Source organism: Streptomyces sp. ISL-66 (assembly GCF_018614135.1).
Classification (GTDB): domain Bacteria; phylum Actinomycetota; class Actinomycetes; order Streptomycetales; family Streptomycetaceae; genus Streptomyces.
The window spans coordinates 12,831-38,760 of record NZ_JAGGOW010000006.1 but is presented as its reverse complement, the minus strand read 5'-3'; the positions used below and the strand labels follow the sequence as shown (position 1 = coordinate 38,760).

Here is a 25,930-nt window from a genome sequence, read left to right as displayed (position 1 = left end):
TTCTTGTTCGAGAACAGCAACAGACAAACAGTCTGTACCGGGCGGCTTGCGCTCGCTGCTGTTCCTGTCCGAGAACACATGGGGGATCTTGTGTCTGTTGTCTTCACCGGGCCGCCGCCGCGCAGCCGGAACACCAAGCATGCGTTGATCGCAATGGAGCTCGCCGACCGTCCGGGCGAGTGGGCGGTCGTGCAGCGGCTCGCCTCGATCACTCGGGCGTCTTCGGCCGCGCAGGCCATCCGCAGCGGCCGACTGGCCGCTTACCCCGAGGGCGCGTTCGAGGCGGTTGCCCGGTCTGTCGTCGAGCAGGGTCGGGTCGAGCACCGGGTCTATGCCCGCTACGTCGGCGCCGAGTCCGTGGCTTGAGCTGCGATTTCTGGGACGGCGTTCACCGCTCCTACTGCCGAGCGGTCGGCGCCCGCCGCTACATCGTCGGCAACCGGTGCCCCGCCCACACTCCCGCCGCACTCGCCGGCCGGCCCGAACCTCCGGGCTCGCCGATCCCCGTAAGGAGACGAACCGTTGAGCCTCGCCGCGACGGATTGGGCGTGGTCCCAGTCCAAGAGCCGAGGCGCCGCTCGTCTGGTCCTGCTCGCAATCGCTGACCGGGCCGACGCCGACGGCGTCGCCTACGCCGGTACCGCCTCGCTCATCCGCCGCACCCGCGCCGCCCGATCCACCGTCCGCGACGCCGTCGACGCCCTGATCGTCTCGGGCGAGCTCGCCCTCGTCGAGGGTCGGCTCGGCCCTGGTGGTGAAACCGTCTACCGGCTCCCCCTGCTCGGTTCGAGGGGGGCCGACCACCGGTCCGGGGGAGGGCCGGACATCGGCCCCCGGGGGGCCGGTGAGCGGCCCCCAGAACAAAAGAAGCTATCTACAAGACAAAGAACAGCAGCAGCAGCGCGCGATGAACACCGCGGCAGCTCTGATTCCCGAACTACGTCCGCTCGACGCCGCTCTCGTCGCTGCCTCGATCACCGTCCGGTGGTCGCTCGGTCTCGGCGAGCAGCGCGACGTCTACCGGCTCGTACAGGCGCACGGCGTCGAGGCCCTGGTCGACCTCGCCGCCCGCCGCACCAATCCGGGCGAGGCACCGAAGAGTGCCCGCTACTGGCTCAAGGTCTGGAGCGACCTCGACCGGCCGGCGCCGAGCGCGCCGCCTCGGGCGCCCGCCTCGACCGCGAGCTACGCCGACAACCTGGCCGCTGGCCTCGCCCTGCTCGCCCAAAAGGAGAGCCGCACATGACACCCGAACAGATCGCCGCTCTGCTCGCTTTCGCCGGAACCCTCGACAGCCGTGTGCGCCGTGCCCTCGCCGACCCGCAGCAGTCCGCCCGCACCATCTCGGAGTGGACCGCCGCCGTCGCGGATGTGCCCGCGACCATGCCCGCCACGGGATGGGACGCCGCCCGCGCCGCCCGCCGCTACTACGAGCAGCAGGGCGGGAACAAGAGCTCGCAGTACCGGCCGATCGAGCCGCACGATCTGCTCGCCGCATGGGGGCCGCACCGGGCCGAGGTCATGGCCCGGCACACCGACCCCGTGCCGGTCGCCGATCCGGACGACCCCGAGGCGTGGCGCGAGGAACTGCTCGGCACCCGTGCCTCGGTCGCCCGGGGGCACGCTGCGCCCGCGCAGTACCGGGCCGAGGTCAACGCGGCAGGGCAGAAACGTCTCGCCGCGCTCATGTCGGGAGTCGGCGCCGGCCCGCGCCGATACATGCCCACGCACGTCGCCGCCGAGCTGCGGCAGTTCCGGCCGGCCCGTGCGCACCGCGAGCAGCTCGTCGCCGAGGGTCTGCCCGACCCGCTCGGCGTCCGGTGCCCGTACTGCCTCGCCGCAGTCGACGAGCAGTGTCGGAGCAGCTTCCGCAACCGCGGGAAGGGCCGGCGTCCGCTCACTGGTGTGCACCCGTCCCGCGTCGAGGCGCTGCTCGCTCACCTCAGCAACGGCGAGCAGGCCGACGACGAGCAGGTGCGCCTCGCCCGGATCATGTGCCAACCGCCCGCACCGCGACGGGAGAGCCGAGTTCGGCACACCAGCGGCGGGGGCGAGGCCCGATGATTCCCGCCGCCGCGCGCGCCGTGATCGCCGCCCACCTGACCGACGAGCTCGACGTGCACCCGCACCGCGCGACCGCCGTCGTCGCCGCCCTTGCCGACCGTCTCGCCATCGACGGATGGCACATCAACGACGAGCCCCCCGCGCGACCGGTCGCGCCTCGCGCGCGGGAAACCCGCGGCGCTCGGCGCGCCCTCGATCGACTGCTGCGCCGTGCCCGACCGGACGGAGGAACAACCCCATGAGCGCCGCTCTGCTCGCCCTCGCCGTGACGCTCGCGCTCGCCCTCGGCGCCGCCCTCGCGTACGCGGTCCGAGCCGAGGGCCGCCTCGACCGCGAGCTGCGCCGCCTCGGCCGCGGCCCCTGCCTGACCACCTGCACCACCTGCTCGACGACGCCGCGCCGAGCCGAGAACGGAGAGACCACACCATGAACCAGATCACCCGTACCCGCACCCGGTCTCGGCGCGGCCGGACCGACGTCCGCGCAGCAGTCCGCGACGAGCGGCGCGCAGCGATCCGAGTCCTGCTCGCCCGCGCCGACCGAGGGGTGCTCGGCCCCGAGGACACGGTGAAGCTGCGGCAGCTCGTCGAGGTCGAGGTCGCCGACGGCGACGCCTTCCGGCGCTCTGCCGCGGGACAGCAGGCCGCGGCGCTGCGACTGACACACCGCGTCGCCGCCGCCGAGCAGGCCATCGTCGAGGCCGAGGCCGAGCGCGACCAGTACGCCGCCGAGGCTGAGGCCCTGCGCACCGGCGCCGCGGGGGTGGGCGCATGAGTTACGCACAGGCTGTGCAAGAAACCTCGCGCGCTCTGCGGACGATCCGCGGCCGGTGGGCCGACCTGCTGCTCGCCATCGAGGAACCGCCGGCCGATCACTGGCCACCGCGGCGGCTCGCACACACCATGCGCGAGGGCGACGACGAGCCGCTCGTCGAGGACCGGGCGCCGCTCGTACTGCGCGAGCACCCCGCCCCGCTCAACCTCGGCGCGCTCGACACCGCCCTCGCGGTCGAGCGGCTCGTGTTTGACCTCGCCGACACCCTCGCCGCCGCCGTACAGCGCACCGAGCAGGGCGACCCCCGCGCATGGCGGTGCCCGGACCCGGCCGCACCCGACAGTCGGCGCGCGGCCGGATCGCGGGCGCACGGGCTGCATTGGGCGAGCGTGTGGGTCGAGGGGCGTGTGCGGGATGAGGACACCGAGCCCGAGCGCGAGCTCGACGGCACGGTGAGCGCCCCGCCGTTCGAGGTGCTGCCGCTGCACCTGCTGCATGAAGCGAGGCGTACCGCGCGGATCGCCGAGGCCCGTGTGTTGCGCGCCCTCGGCCTCGACCAGCGCGAGACCCTGCTGCCCGAGCCGTGCCCGTGGTGCGAGGGCGAGCTCACCCTGCACAGCGCCCCCGACGGGCCGCCGGCCGTGACCTGCTCTGGTGGGCGCGCCTGCTCGGCCCCCGTCCCCCTCGACCGCACGGAGCAGGCGCGGGTGTGGGAGTGGGACGACCTCCCCGAACTGATCGCCGCGCTCGGGGTGGACATCGCCACCGCGGCGTAGGAACGCGAGGGGGCTCGGGCCACCCGAGCCCCCTCATCACGGTTCCATAACGTCACGCCCAACCGCCGCACACCGAAGCCCAGTTGCTGCGACAGTTCACCACAGAGCAGGACCTTATGGCCCTTCTCGACCTAAAACTATTTAGTTTAGCTAACTAATTCTTTAGGTCTTCACTCTTGTGGGAAACTTTCAGAAGCAAAGGACGAATTACCAATGAGGAATTCCTGGGTGCGGCTTATCCGCGAGGCCCTGCAAAGTGGCGATGGGACTCTGCGACTCGTCTTCCTGATGGGCGCCGGCGTCGTCACCGCAGCGGCGTGCGTCGCCCTGCTCATCGCCGCAAGGGCCGGGGGCCTGCTCTAGTCGGGCCGCGCGGAATGATGCATCAGCCGCTGAGGTGGTAACAACATTGCCCCCGCGCGGCCCGGGGGTACGAGGGTCATCCGCCCGGCCGGCTAGCCATGGCGCAGCAAGCGGGTCTTCGCGCTGCGCGAGGCCGCTCGCAGGTCGCCAGGGCCAACAAGGGGCTTGCACCGTTATCTGTTCGTAACCTAGAGTCGGGAGCGCCTCCGGCGTGCCCGGAAACTTCCCCTGCTCTTTCGTCCCGCCACCATCCCCCCTCCGGTGGCGGGGCGTTCGAATGTCCGCCTCGGGAGGTGATCCCGTGGCCGACCCGATCACGGACGCCGACCGCGAGGCGGTCCGCCGCCTGCACGCCGAGGGACAGTCCCGCAACGCCATCGCCCGCACCACCGGGCGCAGCGCGGCCACGGTCTCGAAGATCGCCGCCGAGCTCGGCCTCGCCTTCTCGGGCGGCGCCCGGGTAGCTGCCGCCACTCAAGCCCGTACGGCCGACGCTACCGCTCGGCGCGAGCGTCTCGCCGATGACGCCCTCGACGGTGCCCTCGCTCAGGTTGAGCGGGTCGTCGAGGCCGAGTCCGCCCGGGACGCACGCGACTACGCCACCGCCGCGCGGGCGCTTACCGAGGTACACGCCAAGGTCGCCGAGCTCGCCCGCCACACGAAGACCAGCAGCGCCGGCGGGATGCTCGACCGCCTCGCCGACGCACTGCTCGGCCCGCAGGACGGCGCACCGGACAGGGGGTGATCCCCTCGCCTGATCACCTCTCCGACAAGCAACTGCGCTCGGTCGTCGAGGCGACCGCCCGTATCAACCTGTGGCACGGCAGCGTGCGCAGCGGAAAGACGATCTCGTCGCTGCTGCGCTTCCTGCTCGCCGTGCGGCGGGCGCCCGCCTCGGGCCTGATCTTGATCGTGGGCCGCTCCCTGGCCACCATCGAGCGGAACGTGATCGAGCCCCTGCAAGACCCGAGCTTGTTCACGGACACCGCGGCCGAGGTCCACCACACCCGCGGCGCCACCACCGCCGTGATCCTCGGCAGGGTCGTGCACCTGATCGGCGCGAGCGATTCCCGGTCCGAGGGCAGGCTGCGAGGTCTGACCGCGTCCGTCGCCTACGCCGACGAGGTGACGCTGCTCCCCGAAGCCTTCTTTACGCAGCTCCTCGCCCGCCTCTCCGTAGCGGGTGCGATTCTGATCGGCACCACGAACCCCGACGGGCCGCGGCACTGGCTCAAAGCGAAGTACCTCGACCGGCAGCACGAACTCGACCTCGCGTCCTGGCACTTCAAGCTCGCCGACAATCCGGCCCTCTCACCTGCCTATGTCAAGGCCCTGTCCGCCGAGTTCGTCGGACTGTGGCGGCGCCGGATGATCCTCGGCGAGTGGGTCGTCGCCGAGGGCGCGATCTACGACTGCTACGACGAGCAGGCCCACGTCGTCGACGAGCTGCCCGAGATGCGCCGCTACTGGGTCGGCATCGACTACGGCACGAGCAACCCTTTCTCGGCGATCCTGCTCGGCCTCGGCGTCGACGACCGCCTGTACGCAGTGAGCGAGTGGAGACACGACGCCCGAGCCACCCACCGCCAGATGACCGACGCCCAGTACAGCCGCGCAGTCCGCGACTGGATCACCGCGGCCGACGTCCAACCCGAGTGGACGTTCATCGACCCCTCGGCCGCGAGCTACTCCGCGCAGCTGTGGGCCGACGGATATCCGGGCGTGGCCCGAGCCAATAACGCTGTGCTCGACGGCATCCGCAGCGTATCGAACGCTCTCGCCGCCGGCGTCCTGCTCATCCACCGGTCGTGCGAGGGGCTGCTCGACGAGCTCCCCTCGTACGTGTGGGACGACGCCGCAGCAGCCCGCGGTGAAGACAAGCCCATCAAGCAGGGCGACCACAGCCTCGACGCCCTGCGCTACGCCGTGCACAGCACCGCACACGAGTGGCGCGGCCTGCTGACCGCCCCCGCCTGAACGCCCCCGCCCCGCCCCGTGCCGCTGCACTGCGCCATGGGCCCGAGCCGGCCGAGGGGGTGATCGAGTGCCTTCACTGACCGACCGGTTCCTCGACAAGGTCGCCCCCGGCCCGCGCGGCTGCTGGGACTGGACCGCCCACATCAAGCCCAACGGATACGCGCAGATCAAGGTGAACGGCCGGCCGCAGTATGCGCACCGGGTCGCCTACGAGCTCGCCCGCGGTCCGATCCCCGCAGGACTCGTAATCGACCACCTATGCCGACGACGGCACTGTGTGAACCCCGACCACCTCGACGTCACCGATACCCGGACCAACATCCTGCGCGGCGTCAGCCCCGCGGCCCGCCGCGCCCATCAGACGCATTGCGTCAACGGGCACCCCTTCGACGTGGCGAACACGTACATCGCGCCGAACGGCACCCGACACTGCCGAGCCTGCTCGGCAGCACGCGCCCGCCACCGACGCCGACAGGGGGTGCCCGGTGCCCCTGCCTGACAACCACGCTCCGTGGCCCCCGCCGCACCTCGCCCGGACCCTCGGCGAGATGCGCATCGACGACGCTTGGTACTCCGGCGACGCCGCAAAGCTGACCGCCGTCTACGCAAGCAACCCCACCCGCAAGAACGGCACATCGCGCCTGTGGGGGCGCCGTCGCACGCCGCAGCCCGGCAAGCGCGACGCCCGTCTGCACATCCCCCTCGCGGGCGACATCGCCACCGCGAGCGCGGATCTTCTTTTCTCCGAGCCGCCTGTCTTCACCGTGACGGACCGAGCGACGCAGGATCGACTCGACGAGCTGACCGACGCCGACGGCATCGCGAACACCCTGCTCGAAGGTGCCGAGGTCGCCGCCGCCCTTGGGGGCGTGTACCTGCGGATCACGTGGGATCGCTCGCTCGTCGACCGGCCGCTGCTCACCACCGTGCACGCCGATTGCGCGGTGCCCGAGTTCTCGTTCGGCCTGCTGCGCGCCGTGACCTTCTGGCACGAGCTCGCCTCGGACGGCGTGAGCGTGCTCCGACACCTTGAGCGACACGAGCGCGGTCGCATCCTGCACGCCCTCTATCAAGGCACCGCCGACAACCTCGGCCGCCGTATCCCACTGACCGAGCACCCCGCCGTCGCACCGCTTGCCGAGGCCCTCGGCCCCGACGGCGAGTCGATCGAGACCGGAATCGACCGTCTGACCGCCGCCTACGTCCGCAACATCGGACCCAACCGCCGCCACCGCGGGTCAGACCTCGGCCGGTCCGACTACGCCGCCCCGCTGTACGACCTGCTCGACGCGCTCGATACGACATGGACATCGTGGATTCGCGACATCCGCCTCGCGCGCGCCCGCCTGATCATCCCCGATGCCTACCTGCGCGACCACGGCCCCGGCCAAGGCGCATCGTTCGACGACGACAGGGAGATTTGGCAACTCCTGAATATCCCGCCCACCGAGCAGGGCGCCGGCATCACCCTGTCGCAGTTTTCGATCCGGGTCGAGGAGCACGAGCGGACGAGCGAGGCCACAACCCGGCAAGCCGTCCGGTCGGCCGGCTACGCCGCGGGCACGTTCGGCATCGACGACCAGGGCGCCGCGATCACGGCGACCGAGGTCAAGGCCAAAGAGCGACGGAGCATGACCACGAGAGGCAAGAAAATCAGGTACTGGTCGCCGCCCCTCGGCGAGATGCTGCACGTCATGCTGCTGCTCGACCGGATCATCTTCGGCCGCAGCATCGTGCCCGAGCGTCCCCGGATCGCGTTCGGAGGCACCGTAAGCGAGGACCCGACCACCCTCGCGCAAACCTTGTCTCTGTACCAGCAGGCGCAGGCCGTCAGCGTCGACACAAAGGTGCGAATGATCCACCCCGAGTGGGACGAGGACGCGGTGCGCAGCGAGGTCGAACGCATCAGCATCGAGGCGGGCATCAGCGTGCCCGACCCGATGCAGAGCGGACAGCTCGTCTAGAGCGGCCACCCGACGAACTTGTCGCCGTCCTCGTAGACGAGGGTCATGCCGGCCGACGCGATCAGGTCGCACAGGTCGTGGTCGGGTTCTTCGGGCAGCAGCACAACCAGGTTGGCCGGCTTGGGGGTGATGTGGCGCCGGTAGTCGATGAGCTGTCCTATGGCCATGCGGATTGAGTTGCGGCTGTTGTTGCTCTTGATCTCGTACAGGTCGTTCGTCGTCGCGTCGAACAGGTCCGTGAAGAAAGTGGAGTTCAGGCCCTCTACTCGGATCTTGAGACGCTCGACGGTGCGGCCCTGCCCGGTGAGGAAGGCGAGGAACCGGTCGCTCAGCTCTGCCTCACGCCGCGTGACCTCGACCGCTTCGGTCGGCTTGCGAGTGATCTTCTTCCCGCTGTTGGCCTCGGGCTTCGTCTTCTGGCTCGACGTGGCCTTAGCCGGCTTGGCCTCGTAGGCGAAGAGAGCGGGGTCAGTGATCGGCGTCGCCGGCACCTTGGTAATGAACGTCGTGTCGGCGGTCGGGACGAAGTCCTCGGCGGTCTGCTCAACCCCGGGGGCCGGCCGCAGGCGGAAAACGTAGACCCACCGCATCGTCTTCTCTTCGTCGAGGACCTGCCGCATCACGAAGGGCTCGTGCTCGTCGAGGGTGAACTCGCCGACGTACCGGTGCGTCCGCGCCCCCGTGGTGCCGCCCCCCACGTACCCGACTGCGATGAACAGACGCAGCACACGCCCGTCTTCCACGTGGCGCAGTACGGAGCCGTTGTTTCCGCTCAGGCTCTGGTCGCCCTTGGTCCCCTGCCCGGTGTACTCGAAGATCGGGCCCGACTCGTCTTCTTCGGCAAGCCAACCGTCCTGGTACCCGAAGTCCGCGGCGCTCTTGTGGTCGGTGAACAAGAGGATGTTCGGCGTCGTAGTGGACGGGATGATTCCGCCCTGCGGTCCTCCGCCGTAGAGGGCCTTCAACTGCGCGCGCGTACGGACGGCGCCCGGGGTGATCTGCACAGAGTCCATTAGTCGACCGTACCGACCACCACTGACAATTCATGTCGCCGAAGGTCGGGGGTGCCGATGCCCATCCACCCCGGAATGGTCGAGGACCTCTCGGCCGGCGTCCGAGACCTCTACTCGGACGCCGAGCAGCGGCTGCTCGGCATCGTCGCCCGGCAACTCGCCGACGGGTTCGAGGCCCCGGGGTGGGCAACGAACAAACTGCGGGACGTGCAGGCGCTGCGCCGCGGTGCGCAGGGTGTCGTCGACGCTCTCGCCGAGGCCACACGGTTGGAGGTGTTCGACGCCGTCGCCGAGGCGTACAACGTCGGCTCCCGCTCCGGCCTCGCCGAACTCGGCGCTCTGCACGACAACGATCTGCGCCGGATCGCCGACACCACGCCGAACACGCGCGCCGTCGACCGCCTCGCCGCCGAGACGCTCGATCTCGTCACCGCCACGCACCGCGGGATTCTCCGCGGCGTCGAGGACGGGTACCGGCAGGTGATCGCCGAGGTGTCGGCAACTCCCCTGCTCGGCATCGACACCCGCAGGCAGGCCACCCAATCCGCCATGGACCGTTTTGCCGATCGGGGGCTGCGGACGTTCGTCGACCGCGGCGGGCGCGCATGGCAGATGACGAGCTATGCCGAGATGGCCGTACGGACGGCGACCGGTAGGGCCGCGGTCGAGGCGCACGGCGACAAGCTGCGCGCTGCTGGCCTCGATCTTGTGATCGTCAGCAATGCGCCGCACGAGTGCCCGCTATGCGCCCCGTTCGAGGGCAAGGTGCTGTCGCTCGACGGACCGGGCGGCGCCCGCTCGATCGAGGTCGAGCACGCCGTCGAGGACGGGCGCACCGTGCGCGTGGACATCGCCGGCAGTCTCGACGAGGCCCGGCAGCACGGATTCCAGCACCCGAACTGTCGTCACAGCGTCGCCGCTTACCTGCCCGGGGTGACCCGGGCGCCGGTCGAGGCGTCCGAGGACCCCGACGGGTACGAGGCCACACAGAAGCAGCGCGCGATCGAGCGCGGGATCAGGAAGTACAAGAACCGTTCGGCCGCGGCGACGAGCCCCGAGGCCCGTCGGGCGGCCGAGGCGAAGGTGCGGCAGTGGCAGGCCAAGCAGCGCGCCCACCTCGCCGAACACCCCGAGTTGATCCGCCGCCGCGAGCGCGAGCAGCCCGGGGCCGGCAACCTGCCGAGCACTGCGCCGCGTCCGCCGCAGGACGCGTTCGAGGCTGCGCGCGTCCGCTCCGGCGACGAGCGCACCCTGCCGGAGATGACCGACGAGCAGCTCGGCGCCGCGATCCGGCCCGGGGTACTCGATCAGCGCGACCTCGACCGCATCCGCGGCGAGGCCGAGCGGCGCGACGAGCAGGTGCTGCTCGACCGCATCCGGCCGAACGGCAAGCTCGGCGACAACCTCGCCGAGTTCAGCGACGACGAGCTCGCCGCCGTCGCCGGCCACCTCGGCGACGACGACATGCTGCGGATCATGGGCGAGATGGACCGGCGCGACATCGACGCCGCCATGCCCGGCATCCGCCGCGACCTCGTCGGCATGTCCGAACGCGACCTCGCCGCCCGCGCCCGCAACGTCGAGGACGACCGGCCGGCGATCGGCGCCGAGATCCACCGCCGCCGCGCGGTCGCCGAGCTGTTCCCCGGCGGTCGCCTCGCCGGCGACCTCTCCGCCCTCGGCGACGACCTGCTCGTCTGGGGGGTGCGCTACGCCTCACCCGAGGACGCCGCCCGGATCGCCGCAGAGATCGACCGCCGATACCCCTCCCCGCCGACGCCCGCCCCCGCGGGCGCACGGGTCGCCGACACCCTCGCCGCGCGGAACGCGCTCGACGAGGCCATGCAGCCCGTACGCCTCGACGACCCGCCGCCGGCGGACCCCGACGAGTGGGGCGCCTACGGACGCGACCTCGAAAGGGGTCCGGACGGGACCGAGCACATGTCCGCCGCCGAACGGTGGGCGTACGAGCGGGAGATCGAAGCGCGGGCGGCTCGCTCGGCGTACAGCCGCGAAGAGATACGCACGATGTACCAGGAACACATTTACCTGCAATGGCTCGCCGCCGAGGACGCGACCCGAGGCCACATGCTCAGCCGCGCGGCCGAGGCCGCCGACGTCGACCCGCGCTCGCTCTTCACCGGTCCGGCGCACGTCGCCTACGCCCGAGCAAGCGAGGACCTGATCAGGTGGTGGGCCGACACCTCGCCGCGCGTCACTCTCGCCGAGTTCACCGAGCAGGTGACCGGCGTCAAGAACGCCGCCGCCGAGACTGCCCGGCAGTCCGCGCACGGCCAGCAGCTCAAGCAGTAGGGGGTGCCGATGGGATTCCGCGAGGCCGCGGTGCGCGCCCGGCAGGCAGGCGCGGGCGCCGCTCTGACCGGACGGCCGGCAACGGACTGCCCGCACCGCGGCGACGAGCCGCTGCTGCGCGCCGCATGGGTGCGCGGGTACGTCGCCGCCGAGCAGCAGCTCGCACCACCCGAGCCGTAGCCCCTCTCTCCTTCTCTCAGGGCCGCCGATCCGGTGGCCCTTTTTCATGCCCGCACGAGCCCCGGAGGGTCACCCCGCCATGCCCGAGATCACGCCCGACACCGGCGCCGTCACCCCGCCCGCGCCGGCCGGCGACCCGAACCCTGCCCCGAACGGCCCGCCCGCGGCACCGCCGGCCGCCGAGCAGCAGCTCGCCGACGCGACGACCCGCGCCGAGCAGGCCGCGGCCGAGCGCGACGAACTGCGCGCCGCCCTCGATGCCGTGACCAAGGCCCTTAACCCCAACGGCGGCGAGGCCGAGCAGGACCCGACCAAGCTCGCTGCCGCCGTCGCCGAGCGCGACCGGCTGCTCGCCGACCACGCTGCCGAACTGCGTTCCGCCCGCGTCGAACTTGCCGTCGCGCGCGCCGCCGCCGATGCGGGGGCCCGCGGCGACCGCCTGCTCAACTCCCGCAGCTTCCTTGCCTCGGTCGCCAACCTCGACCCGGCCGACGTCACGTTCGAAACCAAGCTCGGCGCCGCGATCACCGCGGCTCTCACGGCCGAGCCCGACGTCTACCGCGCCACACCGGCCGGCCCGCCCCGCGGCGGCGCCGAGTTCCACGGCGCCCCGACCGGCGAGCGCCGCGCCACATCCCTGCACGACGCCGTCGCCGCCCGCCTCGGCGGCTGAACGATCTAGGAGAATCCTTTGCCCACCTCCCTCAGCGAGGCGCGGAACAACGCGCAGGACGACATCGACGTGCAGGTGATCGACGAGTTCCGCAAGTCGTCCGACATCCTCGACCGCCTCACCTTCGACAACGTGGTGTCGCCGACCGGCGGCGACACCCTCACCTACGGATACCGGCGCCTGATCACTCAGCGGTCGGCCGACTTCCGCGCGATCAACAGCGAGTACGTGCCTGCCGAGGTCGCGACGCAGCGCTACACCGTCGATCTCGTACCGCTCGGCGGTAGCTTCCAGATCGACCGGGTGATCGCCCGTATCGGGCCGGCTGCCTCGGGCGCCGTCACCCTGAACATGCAGCAGCTCATCAAGGCGAGCCGCGCACGGTTCGCCGACGCCGTGATCAACGGCGACAAGGCCACCGACGCGAAGGGTTTCGATGGCTTGTCGAAGATCCTCACCGGCAGCTCGACCGAGTACCTGCCGCTGAACAACGGCGTCACGGCCGGATTCGTCGACTGGACCACGATCACCGACAAGGGCTCGGCGCTCGCGGCGCAGCGCCACGTCGACGACTGGCTCGCCACGATGGATGACGCGCCCGATGTCATCTACGGCAACCGCAAGACCCTGTCTCTGTTCAAGACCATCGCCGCGTGGACCGACCAGCTCGACAAGAGCACGGACGCGTTCGGCCGCCCGGTCACCGCGTACAACGGAATCCCGCTCGTCGACCTCAAGAGCAAGGCCGGCGCGAACGTGGACGTGATCGGCCTGGTGACCCGCGACCCGGACGGCGGGGGCGGGAACGTGACCGGCCTCGGCGATCTCTTCGCCGTCCGGTATGGCCTCGACGGATTCCACGGCGCATCGGTCGGGGGCGGCGCCCCGCTGGTGTCGACGTGGCTCCCCGAGTTCGACCGCTCCGGCGCCGTCAAGACCGGTGAAGTCGAAATGGGGCCCGTGGCTCCCGTGCTCAAGGCCACCAAGGCCGCCGCCGTATTCCGCAACATCAAGAGCGCGTGATGCCCGTGACCGTGCGCATCACGGCCCCGGTCGCCGACTTCACCGGGGAAGGACCCGGCGGCGTCACCTTCACCGAGGGCACCGCGACCACGAGCGATCCGGCAGTGATCGGCTACTGCCAGGGGGCCGGCTACAGGGTCGAGCCCCTCGGCGACGATCCGCCGGACATCGAGCAGAGCAGCGAGCAGGACGGCCCGGCCGACACCACGTCGACGGGCCGTTCTGCTGCCCGCAGCAAGAGGGGGTGACGTGGCCCGACAGCCCTACGCAACCCCCGAACAGCTCGCCACCTACACCGGGCAGGCCGCCCCCGCGGACGCCGAGCGACTCCTCGCTCGGGCCGGCGAGGACATCGACTCGGCCCTGCTCACCGCGATCTACCCCGTAGACGAGGACGGCGACCCGCTCGACGCGAAGACCGCCGCCGCTCTGGCCGCGGCGAGCTGCGCGCAGGTCGAGTATTGGGTCGCCGCCGGCGACGACGGCACCGGGGCGCAGGGCAGATGGGACTCGGTTTCGATCGGCCCCGTGTCCCTGTCGGGGCGCGCTGCCTCGACCGCGGGCGCGAGTGGCGTCGAGCTCGCGCCGCGCGCAGCCCGAGAGCTACGCCGCGCAGGGCTCACCCCGGGGCGGGTGGCCGCATGGTGACCCGCGTCCCTCCCTCCCTGCTCCGCCACCGGATCAGCGTCGAGCCCTACCTCGGCGACGGCGCGTACGGCCCGGCATACGGGCCGCTCGTCGTGCACGCCGCACTCGTCAGCAGCACGGTTCGCATGGTCCGCGCGGCTGACGGCCGCGCCGTCACGAGCACCGCGCAGATCATCGCCGCGCCCGGTCTGGACTGCCCGCCCGGATCGCGGATCACCCTGCCCGACGGACGGATCACGACCGCGCTCGTCTCCACCGGCCACACCGCGCCCGGCCTACCGGTCCCCACATCCACGGAGGTGGTGACCGAGTGAGCCGCGCCCGCCTGCGCTGGAACGGCGACGACGCCACCGCAGCGATCCGCTCGGGTCTCCTGCGAGGGCTGAGCCTCGCCGGCGAACTCACCCTGCAAGCGACCCGCCAACGCGTGCCGATCGCCGAGGGCACCCTCGAACGTTCCGGCGCCGTCAGCGTCGACGAGCAGACACTGACCGCCGCTGTCTCCTACGACGTCCCGTACGCCGTGCGCGTGCACGAGGACATGACCGCCCGGCATTCCCCCGGCCGCTCCGCGAAGTACGTCGAGGCCGTTCTGCCCGAGGTCGCCGTCGACGTGCAGGCCGTGATCGCGGCGCAGGTTCGGCGCGCGCTGCGATGACCTTCACCGTCGACCTGCTCGACGGTCTCGCCCGCCTGCTGCACTCCGCCGGCGTTGGCATCTATCGCCCCGACGGTGTGTACGCCGCGGGCGAGACCGCGATCACCATCGCCGCTCTTCCCCCGGTCCCCGACCGCGTGATCTGCCTCGCCGCCTACCCGGTCACCGACTCCCCCGTGCTCACCGACACCACCACCGGGATTCAGGCGCGCACCCGCGCGGGGGCCGACCCCCGCGAGGTCGACGCCCTCGACGACCAGGTGCACGAGGTGCTGCACGGCAGCGGACCGCACCGCTTCGGCGCCGTCCCCGTGCAGCTCGTCTTTCGCGTCTCGGCCGCCCCTATCGGCACCGACGCCTCGGGCCGCTGGGAGCGCTCCGCCAACTTCCACGTTCGCGCCCACCGGGCGCACCCCCACCTCGAATAGGAGGCGCCCACTTGAGTACCCCGACGCCCCCGGCCGAGACCGTAACCGCCCTCGCGCGCCGCTACCGCCTTGAGCTGGACATGGGCACCACGCCCAACACCCCCGTGTGGACGCTCGTCCCCGGAGTCACAGAGTTCACGCCCAAGGTGGAGCCCACACAGCAGGAGGTCACGACCTACGACGCCGAGGGATGGAGCGAGCAGGCCGTGACCATGCTCGCGTGGTCGATCGAGACCACGATCGCTCACCGCGCCCACCCGACAACCGGCATTTTCAACGCGGCGCAGGAAGCGCTGCGGAAGGCGAGCCGCTCGTTCGGCGCCAAGTCCTACGTCCGCGTGCGGTACTACGACCGCAACGGCGCCCCGGACGCGCAGGAAGGTTCCGCCCTTGTCACCTGGGAGCCGGACGGCGGGGGTCCCGACGAGGTCGACACGATCAAGGTCACCTTGACCGGATCGGGTCCGCTCGTCGAGATCACCAACCCCGTGTCCGGTGGCGGAACCTTCGCCGTCAAGTCCGGGGGTGATGCGTAGTGGCGTTCGAGGAACTCGGCGAACTGCTCGACGAGTCGATCGAGCTGCCGATCGCTGGCCGCCTCTACACCGTGCCCGCGCCGTCGGCCGAGATCGGCCTGCGGACACAGGCACTCATCCATGCCGCCGCGGTCGCCGCGGACGGCGGACGCGCCGACGAGCAGGTGCTCGGCGACGCCGCCGAGCGGGACCTCTACCGAGACGTACTCGGCCCCGCTCACGACGAGATGATCGCCGACGGCGTGAAGTGGCCGACGCTCAAGCACTGCGCGATCACGGCCATGGTGTGGATTGCGCAGGACAAGACGGCCGCCGAACGGTACTGGACCGCGGCCGGCGACCCTTCTCGTCTGGCCCCGAACCGGGAGGCCCGCCGCAGCCAGTCGGGCGCGGCGAGCTCGACCCCGTCTCGGGGCTCTACGAGTGGTACGAGTACCCGCCCGGCGCCCGCCCGCGGCGCGGGCAAGAAGGCCCGCAAGCGTCACTGACGTGGGCGGCGATCCTCGCCGAGTGGCCGCTCGTCGAGGCTGATCTGCACGAGGTCTACGGCATCGACGTAGGCGACCCCGGGCTACTGCAAGCCCGCTCTTGGCGATGGCTGCGCGTGCGCATCCTCGCCCTTCTCTCGGCCGAGTCTCGCCTCGCCCGGGTGCTCACCCCTCCGCCTGATGCCTCCCCGACGGGAGGTGCACCCGCCAGGAGGTGAGCCCGTGGCCCTCATGGTGGGCGAACTCGCCGCCACGATCACGATCGACGACTCGGGCGCAGATGCCGGAATGGCGCGCGCCCGCGCGGCTGTGCAGGCGGGCGGCGACCAGATCACCGCCGCTGCCGATCAGGCAGGGCAGGAAGCGGGCGACCGCCTCGGCGACGGTCTCGCCGAGGGTGCGGCCGACGGCGGCGAGCGCGCGTCCTCCGGCATAGGGGCCGCGCTGAAAGGTTTCGCTGCCGCCGCGGTTGGCGGAGCGATCGGTACCGCGCTCATGGGCGGCATCGCCGAAGCCATGGACCGGGGCAAGGTCGCCGGCAAGCTGCAAGCACAGCTCGGCACCTCGGGCCCCGTCGCCAAGGAATACGGCAAGGTCGCCGGCGCCCTCTACTCGGGCGCGATCGTCGAGTCGGTCGCCGACGGCGCCGACATCCTGAAAGGGATCGCGCAGCAGGGCCTGTTGCCGCCCGAGGCGACGCAGGGCCAGATCAAGGCCATGGCGACCCGCGTCTCTGACACGGCCTCGGTCATGGGCGAGGACGTCGGCAAGGTGTCCCGTGCGGTCGGCGTGATGCTGAAATCCGGCATCGCAAAGAGCGCCGAAGAGGCGATGGACGTCCTTGTAAAGGGCAGCCAGTCGGGCACGAATGCGGCCGAGGATTTGCTCGACACGTTCGCCGAGTACCCGATTCAGTTCAAGGATCTCGGGCTCGACGCACAGACCGCAATGGGCCTCATGCAGCAGGGTCTGCAAGGGGGCGCAAGGGACGCGGATACGGTCGCGGACGCCTTGAAGGAATTCGCGATCCGCTCGAAGGACATGAGCAAGGGAAGCGTAGAGGCTTTCCAGTCCATCGGGTTGAACGCGGACCAGATGTCAAAGACATTCACCAAGGGCGGGCCCGAAGCGTCGAAAGCCCTTGGGGAAGTCCTTACGCGCATCAAGGCAATCAAGGACCCTGCCGAGCGGAATGCGACCGCGGTCGCCCTTTTCGGCACCAAGGCCGAGGATTTGCAATCCGCGCTTTTTAAGCTCGACCCTAAGACTGCTGTCGCCGCCCTCGGGAATTTCAAGGGCGCGACGGACGCGGCGGGCGACGCAATGCGCAATAACGCCGCGACAAAGTTCGAGGTATTCAAGCGGGCGGCGATTGACAAGGTCGTTACCGTCCTCGGTAATTACGTCGTTCCCGCGCTGGAAAAGGCGGCCGACTGGATCGGCGAGGGTGGGCTCGGCGGTGCGCTGCGTGCGTCCGTCGGGTGGATCGGCGAGCACTCGACGGCGCTCTCGATCGCCGCCGGCGTGATCACGGTCCTGATGATCCCGACGCTTATCGCGCTCGGGGTCACCGCTTGGACAACGACCACGGCCGTTGTGACCGGGTGGGCTACGCAGACGGCGGCCGGCGCCGTCGCGGCAGCTAGATTCGTCGCGCTCAACGTGATGATGCTCGCCGGTTGGGTGTCACAGGGCGCCGGTGCGGCTGCTGCCGCGCTGCGCGTGGTCGGCGCGTGGGTCCTCATGGGCACACAGAGCCTGATTCAAGGCGCCCGCATGGCCGCTGCCTGGCTTATCGCAATGGGCCCGGTAGGACTCATCATCGCCACTGTAGTCGGCATCGTGGCGCTTGTCGTCGCCAACTGGAACACCATTGTTTCGGCGACTTCGGCCGCTTGGGATTGGGTGTGGGGAAAGCTCAAGTGGGTCGGTCAGATGATCCTCGATTTCTTCCTGAATTGGACGATAGTCGGGCTGATCATCAAGCATTGGGATGCCATCAAGAGCGGCACCGTATCCGCGTGGAATGCCACCGTTGAATGGGTGCGCGGCATCCCGGGTCGCATTGTCGATTTTTTCCTGAACTGGACGCTCCCGGGGCTGATTATCAAGCACTGGGATTCGATCAAGTCGGGCACCGTCCGCAAGGCCGGTGAAATGCTCGACTGGGTACGCGGCCTGCCCGGAATGATCGCCGGATACTTCGGCAATTTCGGCTCGATGCTTTATGACAGCGGCCGTGATCTGATCTACGGATTGTGGAACGGCATCCGGGGCATGGGCAGTTGGCTGCGATCAACCCTGATGTCTTGGGCCAAGAATCTTATTCCGGGGCCCATTGCAAAGGCGCTCGGAATTCACTCTCCGAGTCGCCTTATGCGTGACAAGATCGGAAAGTTTATTCCTGCGGGAATCGTCGAGGGCATCAAAGCGGGTGCCCCCGCAATCGACCGCACTATGCGCAGCCTCGTCTCGGTACCCGCCGGTCCGCAATTCGCTACCGCAGGCGAGCCCGCCAACGGTGCGCGTGCGGGCGGGGGTTGGGGTGGTCCGGCCGTTTACATCGAGACCTGGAACGCAGGCAGTGCGACCGCGGATCAGACCGCGGCGGCGCTCGCCTGGCACGCCAAGGGCAGGGGGTGACCGATGGCTGCGGGTGACCGCGTCGCCGTCCCCGGACACGTCCAGTTCGGCGACGAGCTGCTGCTCGGCCCCGGCACCCCCTACCGGTGGCGGACCCTCGACGGCTGGGAGGACTCACCCCCGCTCGACTCGGGCACCGTCTCGCGGTCGGACGCGCACGGCGCCTATCTCGGCCGGCTGCTCGCACAGCCGCGGACGATCACCCTCGACGACATGGTGATCCGTACCGAGCCACGCCGGATGGGCGCCGCCGTGCGCGCCCTGCGTGCGGCGACCGCGCTCCGCGACGACGAGCAGCCGCTCGTCGTGCAACTCGACGACGAGCCGCCCCTGCTGTCGTTCGCCCGCTGCATACGCCGCTCGATCCCCGTCCAAGTAGGCGGGTACGCGATCGGCATCGTGCAGGGGGCGGCGCTCCAATTCGAGGCGACCGACCCGCGCCGGTATGGCCTCGTCGAGCAGCAGGTCGAGGCCCGTCTGCCGGCGGCCGAGCCTGGCCTCGACTGGCAGGTGACCCCGGGCCCGGAACGGCTGCTCTACCCGATCGCGTTCGGCGCCCCGGGCAGTATGGGGTCGCTGCTCGCCGTCAACGAGGGCGACGCCCCCGCACACCCCACGGTCGTGATCCGGGGCCCGGTCTCCCTCCCGTCCGTGACCAACGTCGCCACGGGCGCGGCGATCGAGTACGACATCGACCTCGCCCTCGACGACGAGCTCGTGATCGACACCCGCGACGGCACGGTGATGCTGAACAAATCCGCGGATCGGCTCTACACCGTGACCGCGCGCAGCGTCCCCGAAAGCCTGTTCACCCTCCCGCCGGGCACGGCCTCGCTTCTGTTCCGTGCGGCGCCCGGCGCCACCGACCCCCGCGCCTCGTGCTCGCTGCGATGGCGCTCTGCCCACTGGTAAGGAGGACCCCTCTTGACCGTCCGTGCCGGATGGCTGCTCGCTGCGGGGCAGACGCGGGAAGATACCCGCCTCGTACCGCTCGGCGTCATGGCGCCCGAGAGCGCGATGGGCTCCCGCGACGGCGTGATCGCCGGTGGAACCGCCCTCGCCGCGACCGGCGTCGCCGCCATGCAGGTGCAGATCGGCGTCGGCCGCGCCCTCGTACAGGGCACCGACCCCCAGGGCGCCTATCCCGTCGCCGTCACCGCACCCGAGACCCTCACCGTCATCGACGGACACGCACAGTACGGCCGGATCGACGCCGTAGTGCTGCGCGTCTACGACTCCTCGTACGACACCAGCGGGCAGACCGCCGCCCGTGTCGAAATCATCCAAGGGGCCCCCACCGCGAACCCCGTCGCCCCTTCCCTGCCCGCCGCAACGCTGCGCTTGTGGGAGATCACCGTTCCGGCCGGCACCTCGGCCGGAACCGGCGGGATCACATGGGCCTCGGCGCTCGCCGACCGGCGCCGCTATACCTCGGCGTACGGCGGGATCATCCCCCGCGGGTGGGGACTGACCTTCGCCGGTGCCTACCCCGGCCAGTACCGCGACAACGGGACTGGCTTGGACCGGTGGGACGGCTCGGCATGGCAGACCCTCGAACCGGTCGTCGGGTGGACCTCGCCCACCCTCGCCGCCGGATACACCAACGGCGGTAACTCGCAGGGGCCCGTGCGGTACCGGGCGATCCTGCTCGGCGGCGTGCCTCACGTGCAGTGGCGCGGCGGCCTCTCATGGACCACCAACGCCGCACCGCCCGTGAGCGGCCAGCTACTTGCTTCCCCGCTGCCGGCCGCGGTCCGGCCGGCGCTGCTCACCTCGGCGTCGATCGCCGCGGGCGGCGTGCCGATCAAGGTCGACTGCCAGCGGGACGGGCACTTGAAGCTGATCGGCAATCCAAGCCTGACCACGTGGGCGGCCCTGTCGGGGCTGATCTACCCGCTCGACGGATAGCAGCCCAGGGGGTGATCAGTGATCGCCCCCGCGTACCGGGTCGTCCTGTGCGACCTGCGAACCGATCAGGTGCTCGACATCCTGCCCGTGAGCGACGTGTCGCTCGACGACTACCTCGGCAAAGTCGGGTCGGCCGCCGTGACCGTGCCCCTGCCGAACGCGCAGCTCGCCGCCCGCGTCCGCTCCGCCCTCGACCTCGGCCGCACTGCGATGTGGATCGAGCGCGGCCCTGACATTTGGTGGGGCGGTATCCCGTGGACAGCCAACCTCACGAGCGGCGAGCGCGGCGACCTCGGGCTGCGGATTCAGGCGGGAGGGTGGGCGTCCTACCTTGACCACCGCGCCGTGTTCGACACGCAACAGGCGACCGCAGTCGATCAGTTCGACATTGTGCGAGGGCTGATCGACTACAGCGCCAGTCTCGCCGGCGGCGACATCGGGATCGAGTACGACGCCGAGCAGCTCTCGGGAGTCCTGCGCGACCGCACGTACCGGCGCTATGACCATCCTCGAATTCGCGAGGTCATCGATCAACTCGCCTCGGTCGAGGGTGGGTTCGAGTGGAGAATCGCGAGCTACCGCGACCCCGCTACCGGCCGGCGCGTCAAGGGGTTGCAGCTCGGCGCCCCCGTGATCCGTACCGGCGAGTCCGAGATCGTGCTCGACCACCCGGGCCCGATCCTCTCCTACGACTGGCCCATTGACGCGACTGTGCGCGCCAACGTCTGGCAGTCCCGCGGTGCGAGCGACAACCGCAACCAGACCGCCGAGTCCCTTCCCCTGATGAGCGAGCTACTCGTCGACGAGGAGCAGCTCAAAGCCGGATGGCCGCGCCTCGACGGGACGTCGGATTACACCACCGTGACCGACCCCGAGACGCTCGGCGCACACGCCCGCGCGGACCTCGCCGGCGCCCTTACCCCGCATCTGATTCCCGAGCTGACCATCGCGCTCGACCGCGTCGCACTGTCGCCGGCGCTGCTCGGCGCGACCGTGCGGGTCCGTATCCGGGATCTGTGGTGGGCCGAGGGACTCGACCAGCGGTACCGGGTCGTCGGCCTCGCGATCAGTCCACCCCTACGCGGCCGGCCCGAGACCGCGAAACTCTTCTTGGAGGCCGCCTAATGGCAGCAATCCCGCTCGACCTGCTCGACCGCATCCGCGAACTCGAACGGAAGGTGCGCGAGCTCGCCGGCCGCGCGCAGATGAGGCCCGCCCTCGATCAGATCCTGCACGGCGACATCACGATCGGCGAGGGCGGCCAGTTGATCGCCCAGACCCCGCAGGGCGCCGTGACGTTCAAGGTTGGCCAGACCGCGCAGGGGGACTGGGGGGTTTTCATCCGCCGCGCCGATGGGTCACGTGCCCTCACCGTCGGCGACGACATCCTCGAAGACGATCAGATGCTGCGCCTGTGGTCACGTGACCTAGGCGCCCCCGACAAGATCCTCGTCATGGACGACGCTTTCAGCGATCGATTCCTCGGCCGCCCCCTGCTGCCCATACAGCTCCACCCCACCGAGCGACAGAACACGTCCTCGACCAACTGGGAACCCGCATGGTGGGGCACCACACCCGCCACGCACGCCGTCGCACACCTGAGCCTGACTACCTACGCCAACACGGGCGGGGGGCAGGTCCGGGTCACGATGGAGGCCGACGGCATGAGCCCGATCACCGTCGCCGAGTACGACTGTCCGGCCGGCGTGTGGACCGACCGCGAGATCAAGCAGCCGATGCACGGCATCGAGTACATGCAGTGGGTCGACTGGACCATCGAGCACCGCAACCAGCAGGCCGGCCGCGACATCGAAACCCGCCTGTACTACGCGATCAACCGGCACACCTTCTCGCCCGATGAAGCGCCGAGCCTGCCTACCCGCACACCGCCGGCCGCGGCTGCTGCCACACCACCACCACCGCCCGCCGCGCGAAAGGCACCGCCCGAGCAGGGCCTGCGGACCATCGACGATTAAGGAGGTCTCGCCCTGCTGCCCCCGTCCATACCCACCGTGACCGTACGCGGTCGCTTCCTCGCCCCCGATGGCACGCCGCTATCGGGGGCTCTGGTTTTCCGGGCACCTGCGACCCTGACTTTCCCTCAGGCCGACGTCATCCTCGGCGGACCGGTGAGCGTTCCTCTCGACGCGCAGGGAGGCATCGAGGTCACCCTGCCCGCCACGGACTCACCCGACATGGACCCGATCGGGTGGGCCTACACCGTGACCGAACAGCTCGGCGGAATCCCGCTCGGCCGCTCGTACAACGTCCTGTTGCCCCGGGCGCAGCCCGAGGTCGACCTCGCCGACATCACCCCGACCGACCCCGCGAAACCGAACTACGTCGGCGTACCCGGGCCCAAGGGCGACACCGGAGCAACCGGCGACCCCGGCGCGCGGATCTACAGCGGCGCCGCCACGCCCGCGGCCGGCCTCGGCGTCGACGGCGACATCTACGTGCGTTACGAGACCTCGACCGTCCTCGGGGTCACCTCGACCACGGTCTCGACATGGCAGCGCACCGCGGGCACGTGGGCGCAGCTCGGCGGCGACGTCCGCGGCGCCGCCTGGTACCTCGCCACGTCGAGCACCCCGAGCACCGGCACCCGACCGGGCGACATCCTGCTGCGCACCGATACCGGCGACCTGTGGCAGCGCGGCGCAAGCGGGTGGGGAAGCGCCGTCGGCAATCTTCGCGGACCGAAGGGAGACACGGGCGCCACGGGCGCGACCGGCGCCACCGGTCCGGGCGGCGTCGTCCAATCAGTGAACGGGAAGAGCGCCGCCGCCGTGACTCTGAGCGCCGCGGACGTCGGCGCCCTCGCCACGTCCACGGCGGGTGCGCCGTCCGGCGTCGCCACGCTCGGCGCCGACGGCAAGGTGCCCGCCGCGCAGCTCCCCGCCGCGGGCGGGGGCGCCGTCGATTCCGTCAACTCGAAAACCGGCGTCGTCGTGCTCACCGCGGCGGACGTCGGCGCGCAGCCTACTGGTACCGCTGTCCTGCTCACCGGCACGCAAACCGTGGCGGGCGCCAAGACGTTCAGCAGCGTTCCGTCATCGAGCGTCGCGCCGACCGCCGACACGCACCTAGCCCGCAAGAGCTACGTCGACAGCCTCGGCGGGAGCACATGGCTACCCGCCGACCTCGGATTCACGAGCTGGACGTTCGACCCTGCCGTGAGCAACAGCGGGCAGAACCTGCTCGCCGGATACGTCTACCTGTGCGGGATCAACCTGCGCGCGCCCACCACCGTGACGAACGTCTGCTTCTACTCGTGCGGGTACGGGGGCGGGACGCTAAACGCGAGCAGCTTCGCCGGCCTCTACACCGCCGCGGGTGCCCGCGTCGGAGTGACAGCCGCGCTCTCAACGATCTTCACCCCGAACGAGGGCGCAACCGTCGTCTGCCCGCTCACCGCCGCCTACTCGGCCCCCGCCGGAACCTACTGGGTGGCCATCGTCACCAACGGCCAGACCGCGAGCCCGTACAACGGCCCGATACTCGCGCGCGGCGCCAACCTCGGCACCTCGCCCGCCGGCGCCGCCGCTATGCCGGGCGCCTTCCGCCGCGCCGCACGACTCACCGCCACCGGACAGACGAGCCTGCCCACCTCTTTCACTCCCGCCTCGGCCCTCACCTACGACGCAAACGCCGTATGGGCCGCAGTCAGCTAACCCCCAAGGAGACATCCCCTGTGACCATCACCGCCGCCACCATCAAGACCGCGATCAGCAGCGACGAGACCAAGATCGCCCCGTACATCGAACTCGCCTTCACCGACCGAGTCGGACTCACCCCGTACGACGGCCTGACCGACGCCGAGCGCGAGAGCGTGCTCACCGCTGCACTGACCGCCGCGGTCGCCGCACTGCCGACTCGATTCGTGCACGTGGTCGGCGAGCTGACCACTGAGACCGAGGCCGAGGTCGCCCGCCGATAGACCCCGCTCCACAACTTCGCCCGCAGCCCCCGCATGGGGGCTTTTTTCATGTCTGGAGACACCCCACATGGCACAGCCCCTGTCCCCCGATCGGCTCGTCGAGGCCCTGCGCGCCGAGGGCGTACGCGTCGTCGAGTACGGCTCGTGGCGCACCCACAACCGCAACCACAAGGGAGCGTTCGGCCCGATCAACGGTGTGATGATCCACCACACCGTTTCGAGCGGCACCGACTCGTCGGTACGCCTCTGCTACGACGGATACTCGGAGCTGCCGGGCCCGCTCTGTCACGGCGTGATCGCCAAGGACGGCACCGTTTACCTGATCTCGGCCGGCCGCGCGAACCACGCTGGCGGGGGCGACGCACGGGTGCTCGATGCCGTGATCGCCGAGGGCGACCTGCCCGCGACCGCCAAGCACGAGGGCTCGTCCGGCGCCGCCGATGGAAACAGCAGGTTCTACGGGTTCGAATGCGTGAACCTCGGCGACGGCGCCGACCCGTGGCCGGCCGAGCAGCTCGACGCAATCGAGCGGACCTCGGCGGCGATCTGCCGCGTCTACGGGTGGTCGGCCGCATCAGTCATCGGCCACAAGGAATGGAGCGACTGGAAGTCGGACCCGCGCGGGTGGTCCATGGAGGACATGCGCGAGCGGATCGACCGCCGCCTCGGCCGTACGCCTGAGCAGCCCAAGCCCACCCCGCCGCCGGCCGCGCAGTACGCCCCGTTCCCTGGCGTCGGCTGGTTCAAGCAGAACCCCCGCTCGCCACTCATCACGGCCATGGGGCGCCGCCTCGTCGCGGTTGGGTGCAGCCGCTACTCGCAGGGGCCGGGCCCCCAGTGGACCGAGTCCGATCGCCAGTCCTACGCCGCGTGGCAGCGGCACCTCGGCTACTCCGGCGACGACGCCGACGGGTGGCCGGGCCCGTCCTCGTGGGCCGCGCTCAAGGTCCCCAAGGTCTGACCCCCTTCCCCCGGCCCGCCCGCACCCGCGGGCCGGCCGTCCCCACCCTGTGGAAAGGAATCCCTCATGACTGACGCATCCCGCCGCACGCTGCGCACCGTCGTGCAGACCGTGCTCGCTCTCGCCGCCGGCCTGCCCCTGATCATCGACGCCTCGGGCATCCCGCAGACCGCGGCCGGCGTCGGACTCGCCCTCGCCGTCGCCGGTGGCGTAACCCGCGTCATGGCGCTGCCCGTGGTCGAGGCCCTGCTGCCCGCGTGGCTGCGCGCCGCGCCGGACCGCGACGCCGAGCTGCTCGCCCTCGACCGGGACGGGCGCCCATGACCGACCCGAGCCCCTCCGACGTCGCCCTCGAACTTGAGCGACTCCGCGGCGTCGTCGAGGCCGGTTTCGCCCGCATCGACGGCTCGCTCGCGCTCCTCGTGCAGCGGTCCGACCAGGTCGACCGGCAGCTCGCCGACCACGAGGCCCGCCTCGACGCCCTCGAAAAGTCCCGGTGGCCGCTTCCGAGCGTCCTCGCCCTGGTAGCCGTGATCGGCCTCGCTCTCACCCTCTGGCAGACCGCCGCCCACTGAACACAACGCGCCCCCGCAGACCGGC

General features: G+C 70.7%; 34 protein-coding genes. 33 read left to right on the top strand and 1 reads right to left on the bottom strand.

What is annotated here, in order from left to right; translation table 11 throughout:
• Nucleotides 1–3: 3 nt before the first annotated feature.
• The 12 genes from J7E97_RS01565 to J7E97_RS01510 all read left to right on the top strand — a co-directional run bounded on the left by J7E97_RS01565 (nucleotide 4) and on the right by J7E97_RS01510 (nucleotide 7,918).
• Entirely contained in the window at nucleotides 4–366 is a 363-nt protein-coding gene (locus J7E97_RS01565; protein WP_215021451.1) for a hypothetical protein, read from the top strand.
• Nucleotides 367–907: 541 nt separating this feature from the next.
• Nucleotides 908–1,246: a hypothetical protein gene (locus tag J7E97_RS01560; protein ID WP_215021450.1), complete on the top strand. Its 339-nt coding sequence runs from the start codon at nucleotides 908–910 to the stop codon at nucleotides 1,244–1,246.
• Complete coding sequence (locus tag J7E97_RS01555) at nucleotides 1,243–2,064, top strand: hypothetical protein (RefSeq protein ID WP_215021449.1); 822 nt, start codon at nucleotides 1,243–1,245, stop codon at nucleotides 2,062–2,064. The genes J7E97_RS01560 and J7E97_RS01555 overlap by 4 nt, the downstream gene beginning before the upstream one ends.
• On the top strand, nucleotides 2,061–2,306 hold the full coding sequence (locus J7E97_RS01550; RefSeq protein WP_215021448.1) for a hypothetical protein: 246 nt from the start codon (nucleotides 2,061–2,063) through the stop codon (nucleotides 2,304–2,306). Before J7E97_RS01555 ends, J7E97_RS01550 begins: the two co-directional genes overlap by 4 nt.
• Nucleotides 2,303–2,494, top strand: a complete 192-nt coding sequence (locus J7E97_RS01545) for a hypothetical protein (protein WP_215021447.1) — start codon at nucleotides 2,303–2,305, stop codon at nucleotides 2,492–2,494. Before J7E97_RS01550 ends, J7E97_RS01545 begins: the two co-directional genes overlap by 4 nt.
• On the top strand, nucleotides 2,491–2,838 hold the full coding sequence (locus J7E97_RS01540; protein ID WP_215021446.1) for a hypothetical protein: 348 nt from the start codon (nucleotides 2,491–2,493) through the stop codon (nucleotides 2,836–2,838). Before J7E97_RS01545 ends, J7E97_RS01540 begins: the two co-directional genes overlap by 4 nt.
• The gene (locus J7E97_RS01535; RefSeq protein ID WP_215021445.1) at nucleotides 2,835–3,614 is read left to right on the top strand and encodes a hypothetical protein; all 780 of its coding nucleotides are present in this window, start codon (nucleotides 2,835–2,837) and stop codon (nucleotides 3,612–3,614) included. Before J7E97_RS01540 ends, J7E97_RS01535 begins: the two co-directional genes overlap by 4 nt.
• Before the next feature lie 213 nt (nucleotides 3,615–3,827).
• Nucleotides 3,828–3,977: a hypothetical protein gene (locus J7E97_RS01530; protein WP_215021444.1), complete on the top strand. Its 150-nt coding sequence runs from the start codon at nucleotides 3,828–3,830 to the stop codon at nucleotides 3,975–3,977.
• Nucleotides 3,978–4,278: 301 nt separating this feature from the next.
• Nucleotides 4,279–4,722 carry a helix-turn-helix domain-containing protein gene (locus tag J7E97_RS01525; RefSeq protein ID WP_215021443.1) on the top strand — a complete coding sequence of 148 codons (444 nt, stop codon included), beginning with the start codon at nucleotides 4,279–4,281 and terminating at the stop codon, nucleotides 4,720–4,722.
• On the top strand, nucleotides 4,719–5,954 hold the full coding sequence (locus J7E97_RS01520) for a PBSX family phage terminase large subunit (protein WP_215021442.1): 1,236 nt from the start codon (nucleotides 4,719–4,721) through the stop codon (nucleotides 5,952–5,954). The genes J7E97_RS01525 and J7E97_RS01520 overlap by 4 nt, the downstream gene beginning before the upstream one ends.
• Nucleotides 5,955–6,021: 67 nt before the next feature.
• Nucleotides 6,022–6,453 (top strand): HNH endonuclease signature motif containing protein, encoded by a 432-nt coding sequence (locus J7E97_RS01515; RefSeq protein ID WP_215021441.1) that lies wholly within the window; start codon nucleotides 6,022–6,024, stop codon nucleotides 6,451–6,453.
• Between the two features lie 49 nt (nucleotides 6,454–6,502).
• On the top strand, nucleotides 6,503–7,918 hold the full coding sequence (locus tag J7E97_RS01510; protein ID WP_215021440.1) for a phage portal protein: 1,416 nt from the start codon (nucleotides 6,503–6,505) through the stop codon (nucleotides 7,916–7,918).
• On the opposite strand, the gene J7E97_RS01505 is transcribed toward J7E97_RS01510, so the two are convergent.
• Nucleotides 7,915–8,931, bottom strand: coding sequence for a hypothetical protein (locus J7E97_RS01505; protein WP_215021439.1), 1,017 nt, complete (start codon nucleotides 8,929–8,931; stop codon nucleotides 7,915–7,917). The two genes, J7E97_RS01510 and J7E97_RS01505, sit on opposite strands and share 4 nt — an antisense overlap.
• Before the next feature lie 57 nt (nucleotides 8,932–8,988).
• On the opposite strand from J7E97_RS01505, the gene J7E97_RS01500 reads away from it, so the two are divergent.
• The 21 genes from J7E97_RS01500 (at nucleotide 8,989) to J7E97_RS01400 (ending at nucleotide 25,905) form a co-directional block, all read left to right on the top strand.
• Nucleotides 8,989–11,244, top strand: coding sequence for a phage minor capsid protein (locus tag J7E97_RS01500; protein ID WP_251053583.1), 2,256 nt, complete (start codon nucleotides 8,989–8,991; stop codon nucleotides 11,242–11,244).
• A 9-nt stretch (nucleotides 11,245–11,253) separates the two neighbouring features.
• On the top strand, nucleotides 11,254–11,424 hold the full coding sequence (locus tag J7E97_RS01495; protein WP_215021438.1) for an Rmf/CrpP family protein: 171 nt from the start codon (nucleotides 11,254–11,256) through the stop codon (nucleotides 11,422–11,424).
• A gap of 79 nt (nucleotides 11,425–11,503) precedes the next feature.
• On the top strand, nucleotides 11,504–12,097 hold the full coding sequence (locus tag J7E97_RS01490) for a hypothetical protein (protein WP_215021437.1): 594 nt from the start codon (nucleotides 11,504–11,506) through the stop codon (nucleotides 12,095–12,097).
• An 18-nt stretch (nucleotides 12,098–12,115) separates the two neighbouring features.
• Nucleotides 12,116–13,120: a major capsid protein gene (locus J7E97_RS01485; RefSeq protein ID WP_215021436.1), complete on the top strand. Its 1,005-nt coding sequence runs from the start codon at nucleotides 12,116–12,118 to the stop codon at nucleotides 13,118–13,120.
• The gene (locus J7E97_RS01480; RefSeq protein ID WP_215021435.1) at nucleotides 13,120–13,368 is read left to right on the top strand and encodes a hypothetical protein; all 249 of its coding nucleotides are present in this window, start codon (nucleotides 13,120–13,122) and stop codon (nucleotides 13,366–13,368) included. Before J7E97_RS01485 ends, J7E97_RS01480 begins: the two co-directional genes overlap by 1 nt.
• 1 nt (nucleotide 13,369) lies before the next feature.
• Nucleotides 13,370–13,768 carry a hypothetical protein gene (locus J7E97_RS01475; protein ID WP_215021434.1) on the top strand — a complete coding sequence of 133 codons (399 nt, stop codon included), beginning with the start codon at nucleotides 13,370–13,372 and terminating at the stop codon, nucleotides 13,766–13,768.
• The gene (locus J7E97_RS01470) at nucleotides 13,762–14,082 is read left to right on the top strand and encodes a hypothetical protein (RefSeq protein WP_215021433.1); all 321 of its coding nucleotides are present in this window, start codon (nucleotides 13,762–13,764) and stop codon (nucleotides 14,080–14,082) included. Before J7E97_RS01475 ends, J7E97_RS01470 begins: the two co-directional genes overlap by 7 nt.
• Nucleotides 14,079–14,426: a hypothetical protein gene (locus J7E97_RS01465; RefSeq protein ID WP_215021432.1), complete on the top strand. Its 348-nt coding sequence runs from the start codon at nucleotides 14,079–14,081 to the stop codon at nucleotides 14,424–14,426. Before J7E97_RS01470 ends, J7E97_RS01465 begins: the two co-directional genes overlap by 4 nt.
• The gene (locus J7E97_RS01460) at nucleotides 14,423–14,854 is read left to right on the top strand and encodes a minor capsid protein (protein WP_215021431.1); all 432 of its coding nucleotides are present in this window, start codon (nucleotides 14,423–14,425) and stop codon (nucleotides 14,852–14,854) included. The genes J7E97_RS01465 and J7E97_RS01460 overlap by 4 nt, the downstream gene beginning before the upstream one ends.
• 11 nt (nucleotides 14,855–14,865) lie before the next feature.
• The gene (locus J7E97_RS01455; protein WP_215021430.1) at nucleotides 14,866–15,390 is read left to right on the top strand and encodes a phage tail tube protein; all 525 of its coding nucleotides are present in this window, start codon (nucleotides 14,866–14,868) and stop codon (nucleotides 15,388–15,390) included.
• Nucleotides 15,390–15,878, top strand: a complete 489-nt coding sequence (locus J7E97_RS01450; RefSeq protein ID WP_215021429.1) for a hypothetical protein — start codon at nucleotides 15,390–15,392, stop codon at nucleotides 15,876–15,878. The genes J7E97_RS01455 and J7E97_RS01450 overlap by 1 nt, the downstream gene beginning before the upstream one ends.
• 231 nt (nucleotides 15,879–16,109) lie before the next feature.
• Nucleotides 16,110–18,521, top strand: a complete 2,412-nt coding sequence (locus J7E97_RS01445) for a phage tail tape measure protein (RefSeq protein WP_251053586.1) — start codon at nucleotides 16,110–16,112, stop codon at nucleotides 18,519–18,521.
• A 3-nt stretch (nucleotides 18,522–18,524) separates the two neighbouring features.
• Nucleotides 18,525–19,433, top strand: a complete 909-nt coding sequence (locus tag J7E97_RS01440; RefSeq protein WP_215021427.1) for a phage tail domain-containing protein — start codon at nucleotides 18,525–18,527, stop codon at nucleotides 19,431–19,433.
• A gap of 87 nt (nucleotides 19,434–19,520) precedes the next feature.
• On the top strand, nucleotides 19,521–20,429 hold the full coding sequence (locus J7E97_RS01435; protein WP_215021426.1) for a hypothetical protein: 909 nt from the start codon (nucleotides 19,521–19,523) through the stop codon (nucleotides 20,427–20,429).
• Nucleotides 20,430–20,447: 18 nt separating this feature from the next.
• Nucleotides 20,448–21,554 (top strand): hypothetical protein, encoded by a 1,107-nt coding sequence (locus J7E97_RS01430; RefSeq protein ID WP_308346181.1) that lies wholly within the window; start codon nucleotides 20,448–20,450, stop codon nucleotides 21,552–21,554.
• Nucleotides 21,554–22,405: a hypothetical protein gene (locus J7E97_RS01425; RefSeq protein WP_215021425.1), complete on the top strand. Its 852-nt coding sequence runs from the start codon at nucleotides 21,554–21,556 to the stop codon at nucleotides 22,403–22,405. The genes J7E97_RS01430 and J7E97_RS01425 overlap by 1 nt, the downstream gene beginning before the upstream one ends.
• 153 nt (nucleotides 22,406–22,558) lie before the next feature.
• Complete coding sequence (locus tag J7E97_RS01420; protein WP_308346179.1) at nucleotides 22,559–24,103, top strand: phage tail protein; 1,545 nt, start codon at nucleotides 22,559–22,561, stop codon at nucleotides 24,101–24,103.
• A 20-nt stretch (nucleotides 24,104–24,123) separates the two neighbouring features.
• The gene (locus J7E97_RS01415) at nucleotides 24,124–24,369 is read left to right on the top strand and encodes a hypothetical protein (protein WP_215021424.1); all 246 of its coding nucleotides are present in this window, start codon (nucleotides 24,124–24,126) and stop codon (nucleotides 24,367–24,369) included.
• A 67-nt stretch (nucleotides 24,370–24,436) separates the two neighbouring features.
• A complete protein-coding gene (locus tag J7E97_RS01410) occupies nucleotides 24,437–25,330 on the top strand; it encodes a peptidoglycan-binding protein (protein ID WP_215021423.1) in 894 nt (297 codons plus the stop codon).
• Between the two features lie 66 nt (nucleotides 25,331–25,396).
• Nucleotides 25,397–25,654, top strand: coding sequence for a hypothetical protein (locus J7E97_RS01405; protein WP_215021422.1), 258 nt, complete (start codon nucleotides 25,397–25,399; stop codon nucleotides 25,652–25,654).
• Nucleotides 25,651–25,905 (top strand): hypothetical protein, encoded by a 255-nt coding sequence (locus J7E97_RS01400; protein ID WP_215021421.1) that lies wholly within the window; start codon nucleotides 25,651–25,653, stop codon nucleotides 25,903–25,905. The genes J7E97_RS01405 and J7E97_RS01400 overlap by 4 nt, the downstream gene beginning before the upstream one ends.
• Nucleotides 25,906–25,930: the final 25 nt, after the last annotated feature.

What these genes read in the sequence shown, in the direction of transcription:
- J7E97_RS01470 (WP_215021433.1), top strand. Translation starts at nt 13,762, where the DNA reads ATGGTGACCCGCGTCCCTCCCTCCCTGCTCCGCCACCGGATCAGCGTC.
- J7E97_RS01540 (WP_215021446.1), top strand. Translation starts at nt 2,491, where the DNA reads ATGAACCAGATCACCCGTACCCGCACCCGGTCTCGGCGCGGCCGGACC.
- J7E97_RS01490 (WP_215021437.1), top strand. Translation starts at nt 11,504, where the DNA reads ATGCCCGAGATCACGCCCGACACCGGCGCCGTCACCCCGCCCGCGCCG.
- J7E97_RS01555 (WP_215021449.1), top strand. Translation starts at nt 1,243, where the DNA reads ATGACACCCGAACAGATCGCCGCTCTGCTCGCTTTCGCCGGAACCCTC.
- J7E97_RS01495 (WP_215021438.1), top strand. Translation starts at nt 11,254, where the DNA reads ATGGGATTCCGCGAGGCCGCGGTGCGCGCCCGGCAGGCAGGCGCGGGC.
- J7E97_RS01550 (WP_215021448.1), top strand. Translation starts at nt 2,061, where the DNA reads ATGATTCCCGCCGCCGCGCGCGCCGTGATCGCCGCCCACCTGACCGAC.
- J7E97_RS01535 (WP_215021445.1), top strand. Translation starts at nt 2,835, where the DNA reads ATGAGTTACGCACAGGCTGTGCAAGAAACCTCGCGCGCTCTGCGGACG.
- J7E97_RS01560 (WP_215021450.1), top strand. Translation starts at nt 908, where the DNA reads ATGAACACCGCGGCAGCTCTGATTCCCGAACTACGTCCGCTCGACGCC.
- J7E97_RS01435 (WP_215021426.1), top strand. Translation starts at nt 19,521, where the DNA reads ATGGCGCCCGAGAGCGCGATGGGCTCCCGCGACGGCGTGATCGCCGGT.
- J7E97_RS01530 (WP_215021444.1), top strand. Translation starts at nt 3,828, where the DNA reads ATGAGGAATTCCTGGGTGCGGCTTATCCGCGAGGCCCTGCAAAGTGGC.
- J7E97_RS01460 (WP_215021431.1), top strand. Translation starts at nt 14,423, where the DNA reads ATGACCTTCACCGTCGACCTGCTCGACGGTCTCGCCCGCCTGCTGCAC.
- J7E97_RS01425 (WP_215021425.1), top strand. Translation starts at nt 21,554, where the DNA reads ATGGCAGCAATCCCGCTCGACCTGCTCGACCGCATCCGCGAACTCGAA.
- J7E97_RS01505 (WP_215021439.1), bottom strand. Translation starts at nt 8,931, where the DNA reads ATGGACTCTGTGCAGATCACCCCGGGCGCCGTCCGTACGCGCGCGCAG.
- J7E97_RS01500 (WP_251053583.1), top strand. Translation starts at nt 8,989, where the DNA reads ATGCCCATCCACCCCGGAATGGTCGAGGACCTCTCGGCCGGCGTCCGA.
- J7E97_RS01510 (WP_215021440.1), top strand. Translation starts at nt 6,503, where the DNA reads ATGCGCATCGACGACGCTTGGTACTCCGGCGACGCCGCAAAGCTGACC.
- J7E97_RS01480 (WP_215021435.1), top strand. Translation starts at nt 13,120, where the DNA reads ATGCCCGTGACCGTGCGCATCACGGCCCCGGTCGCCGACTTCACCGGG.
- J7E97_RS01545 (WP_215021447.1), top strand. Translation starts at nt 2,303, where the DNA reads ATGAGCGCCGCTCTGCTCGCCCTCGCCGTGACGCTCGCGCTCGCCCTC.
- J7E97_RS01445 (WP_251053586.1), top strand. Translation starts at nt 16,110, where the DNA reads ATGGTGGGCGAACTCGCCGCCACGATCACGATCGACGACTCGGGCGCA.
- J7E97_RS01410 (WP_215021423.1), top strand. Translation starts at nt 24,437, where the DNA reads ATGGCACAGCCCCTGTCCCCCGATCGGCTCGTCGAGGCCCTGCGCGCC.
- J7E97_RS01405 (WP_215021422.1), top strand. Translation starts at nt 25,397, where the DNA reads ATGACTGACGCATCCCGCCGCACGCTGCGCACCGTCGTGCAGACCGTG.
- J7E97_RS01440 (WP_215021427.1), top strand. Translation starts at nt 18,525, where the DNA reads ATGGCTGCGGGTGACCGCGTCGCCGTCCCCGGACACGTCCAGTTCGGC.
- J7E97_RS01400 (WP_215021421.1), top strand. Translation starts at nt 25,651, where the DNA reads ATGACCGACCCGAGCCCCTCCGACGTCGCCCTCGAACTTGAGCGACTC.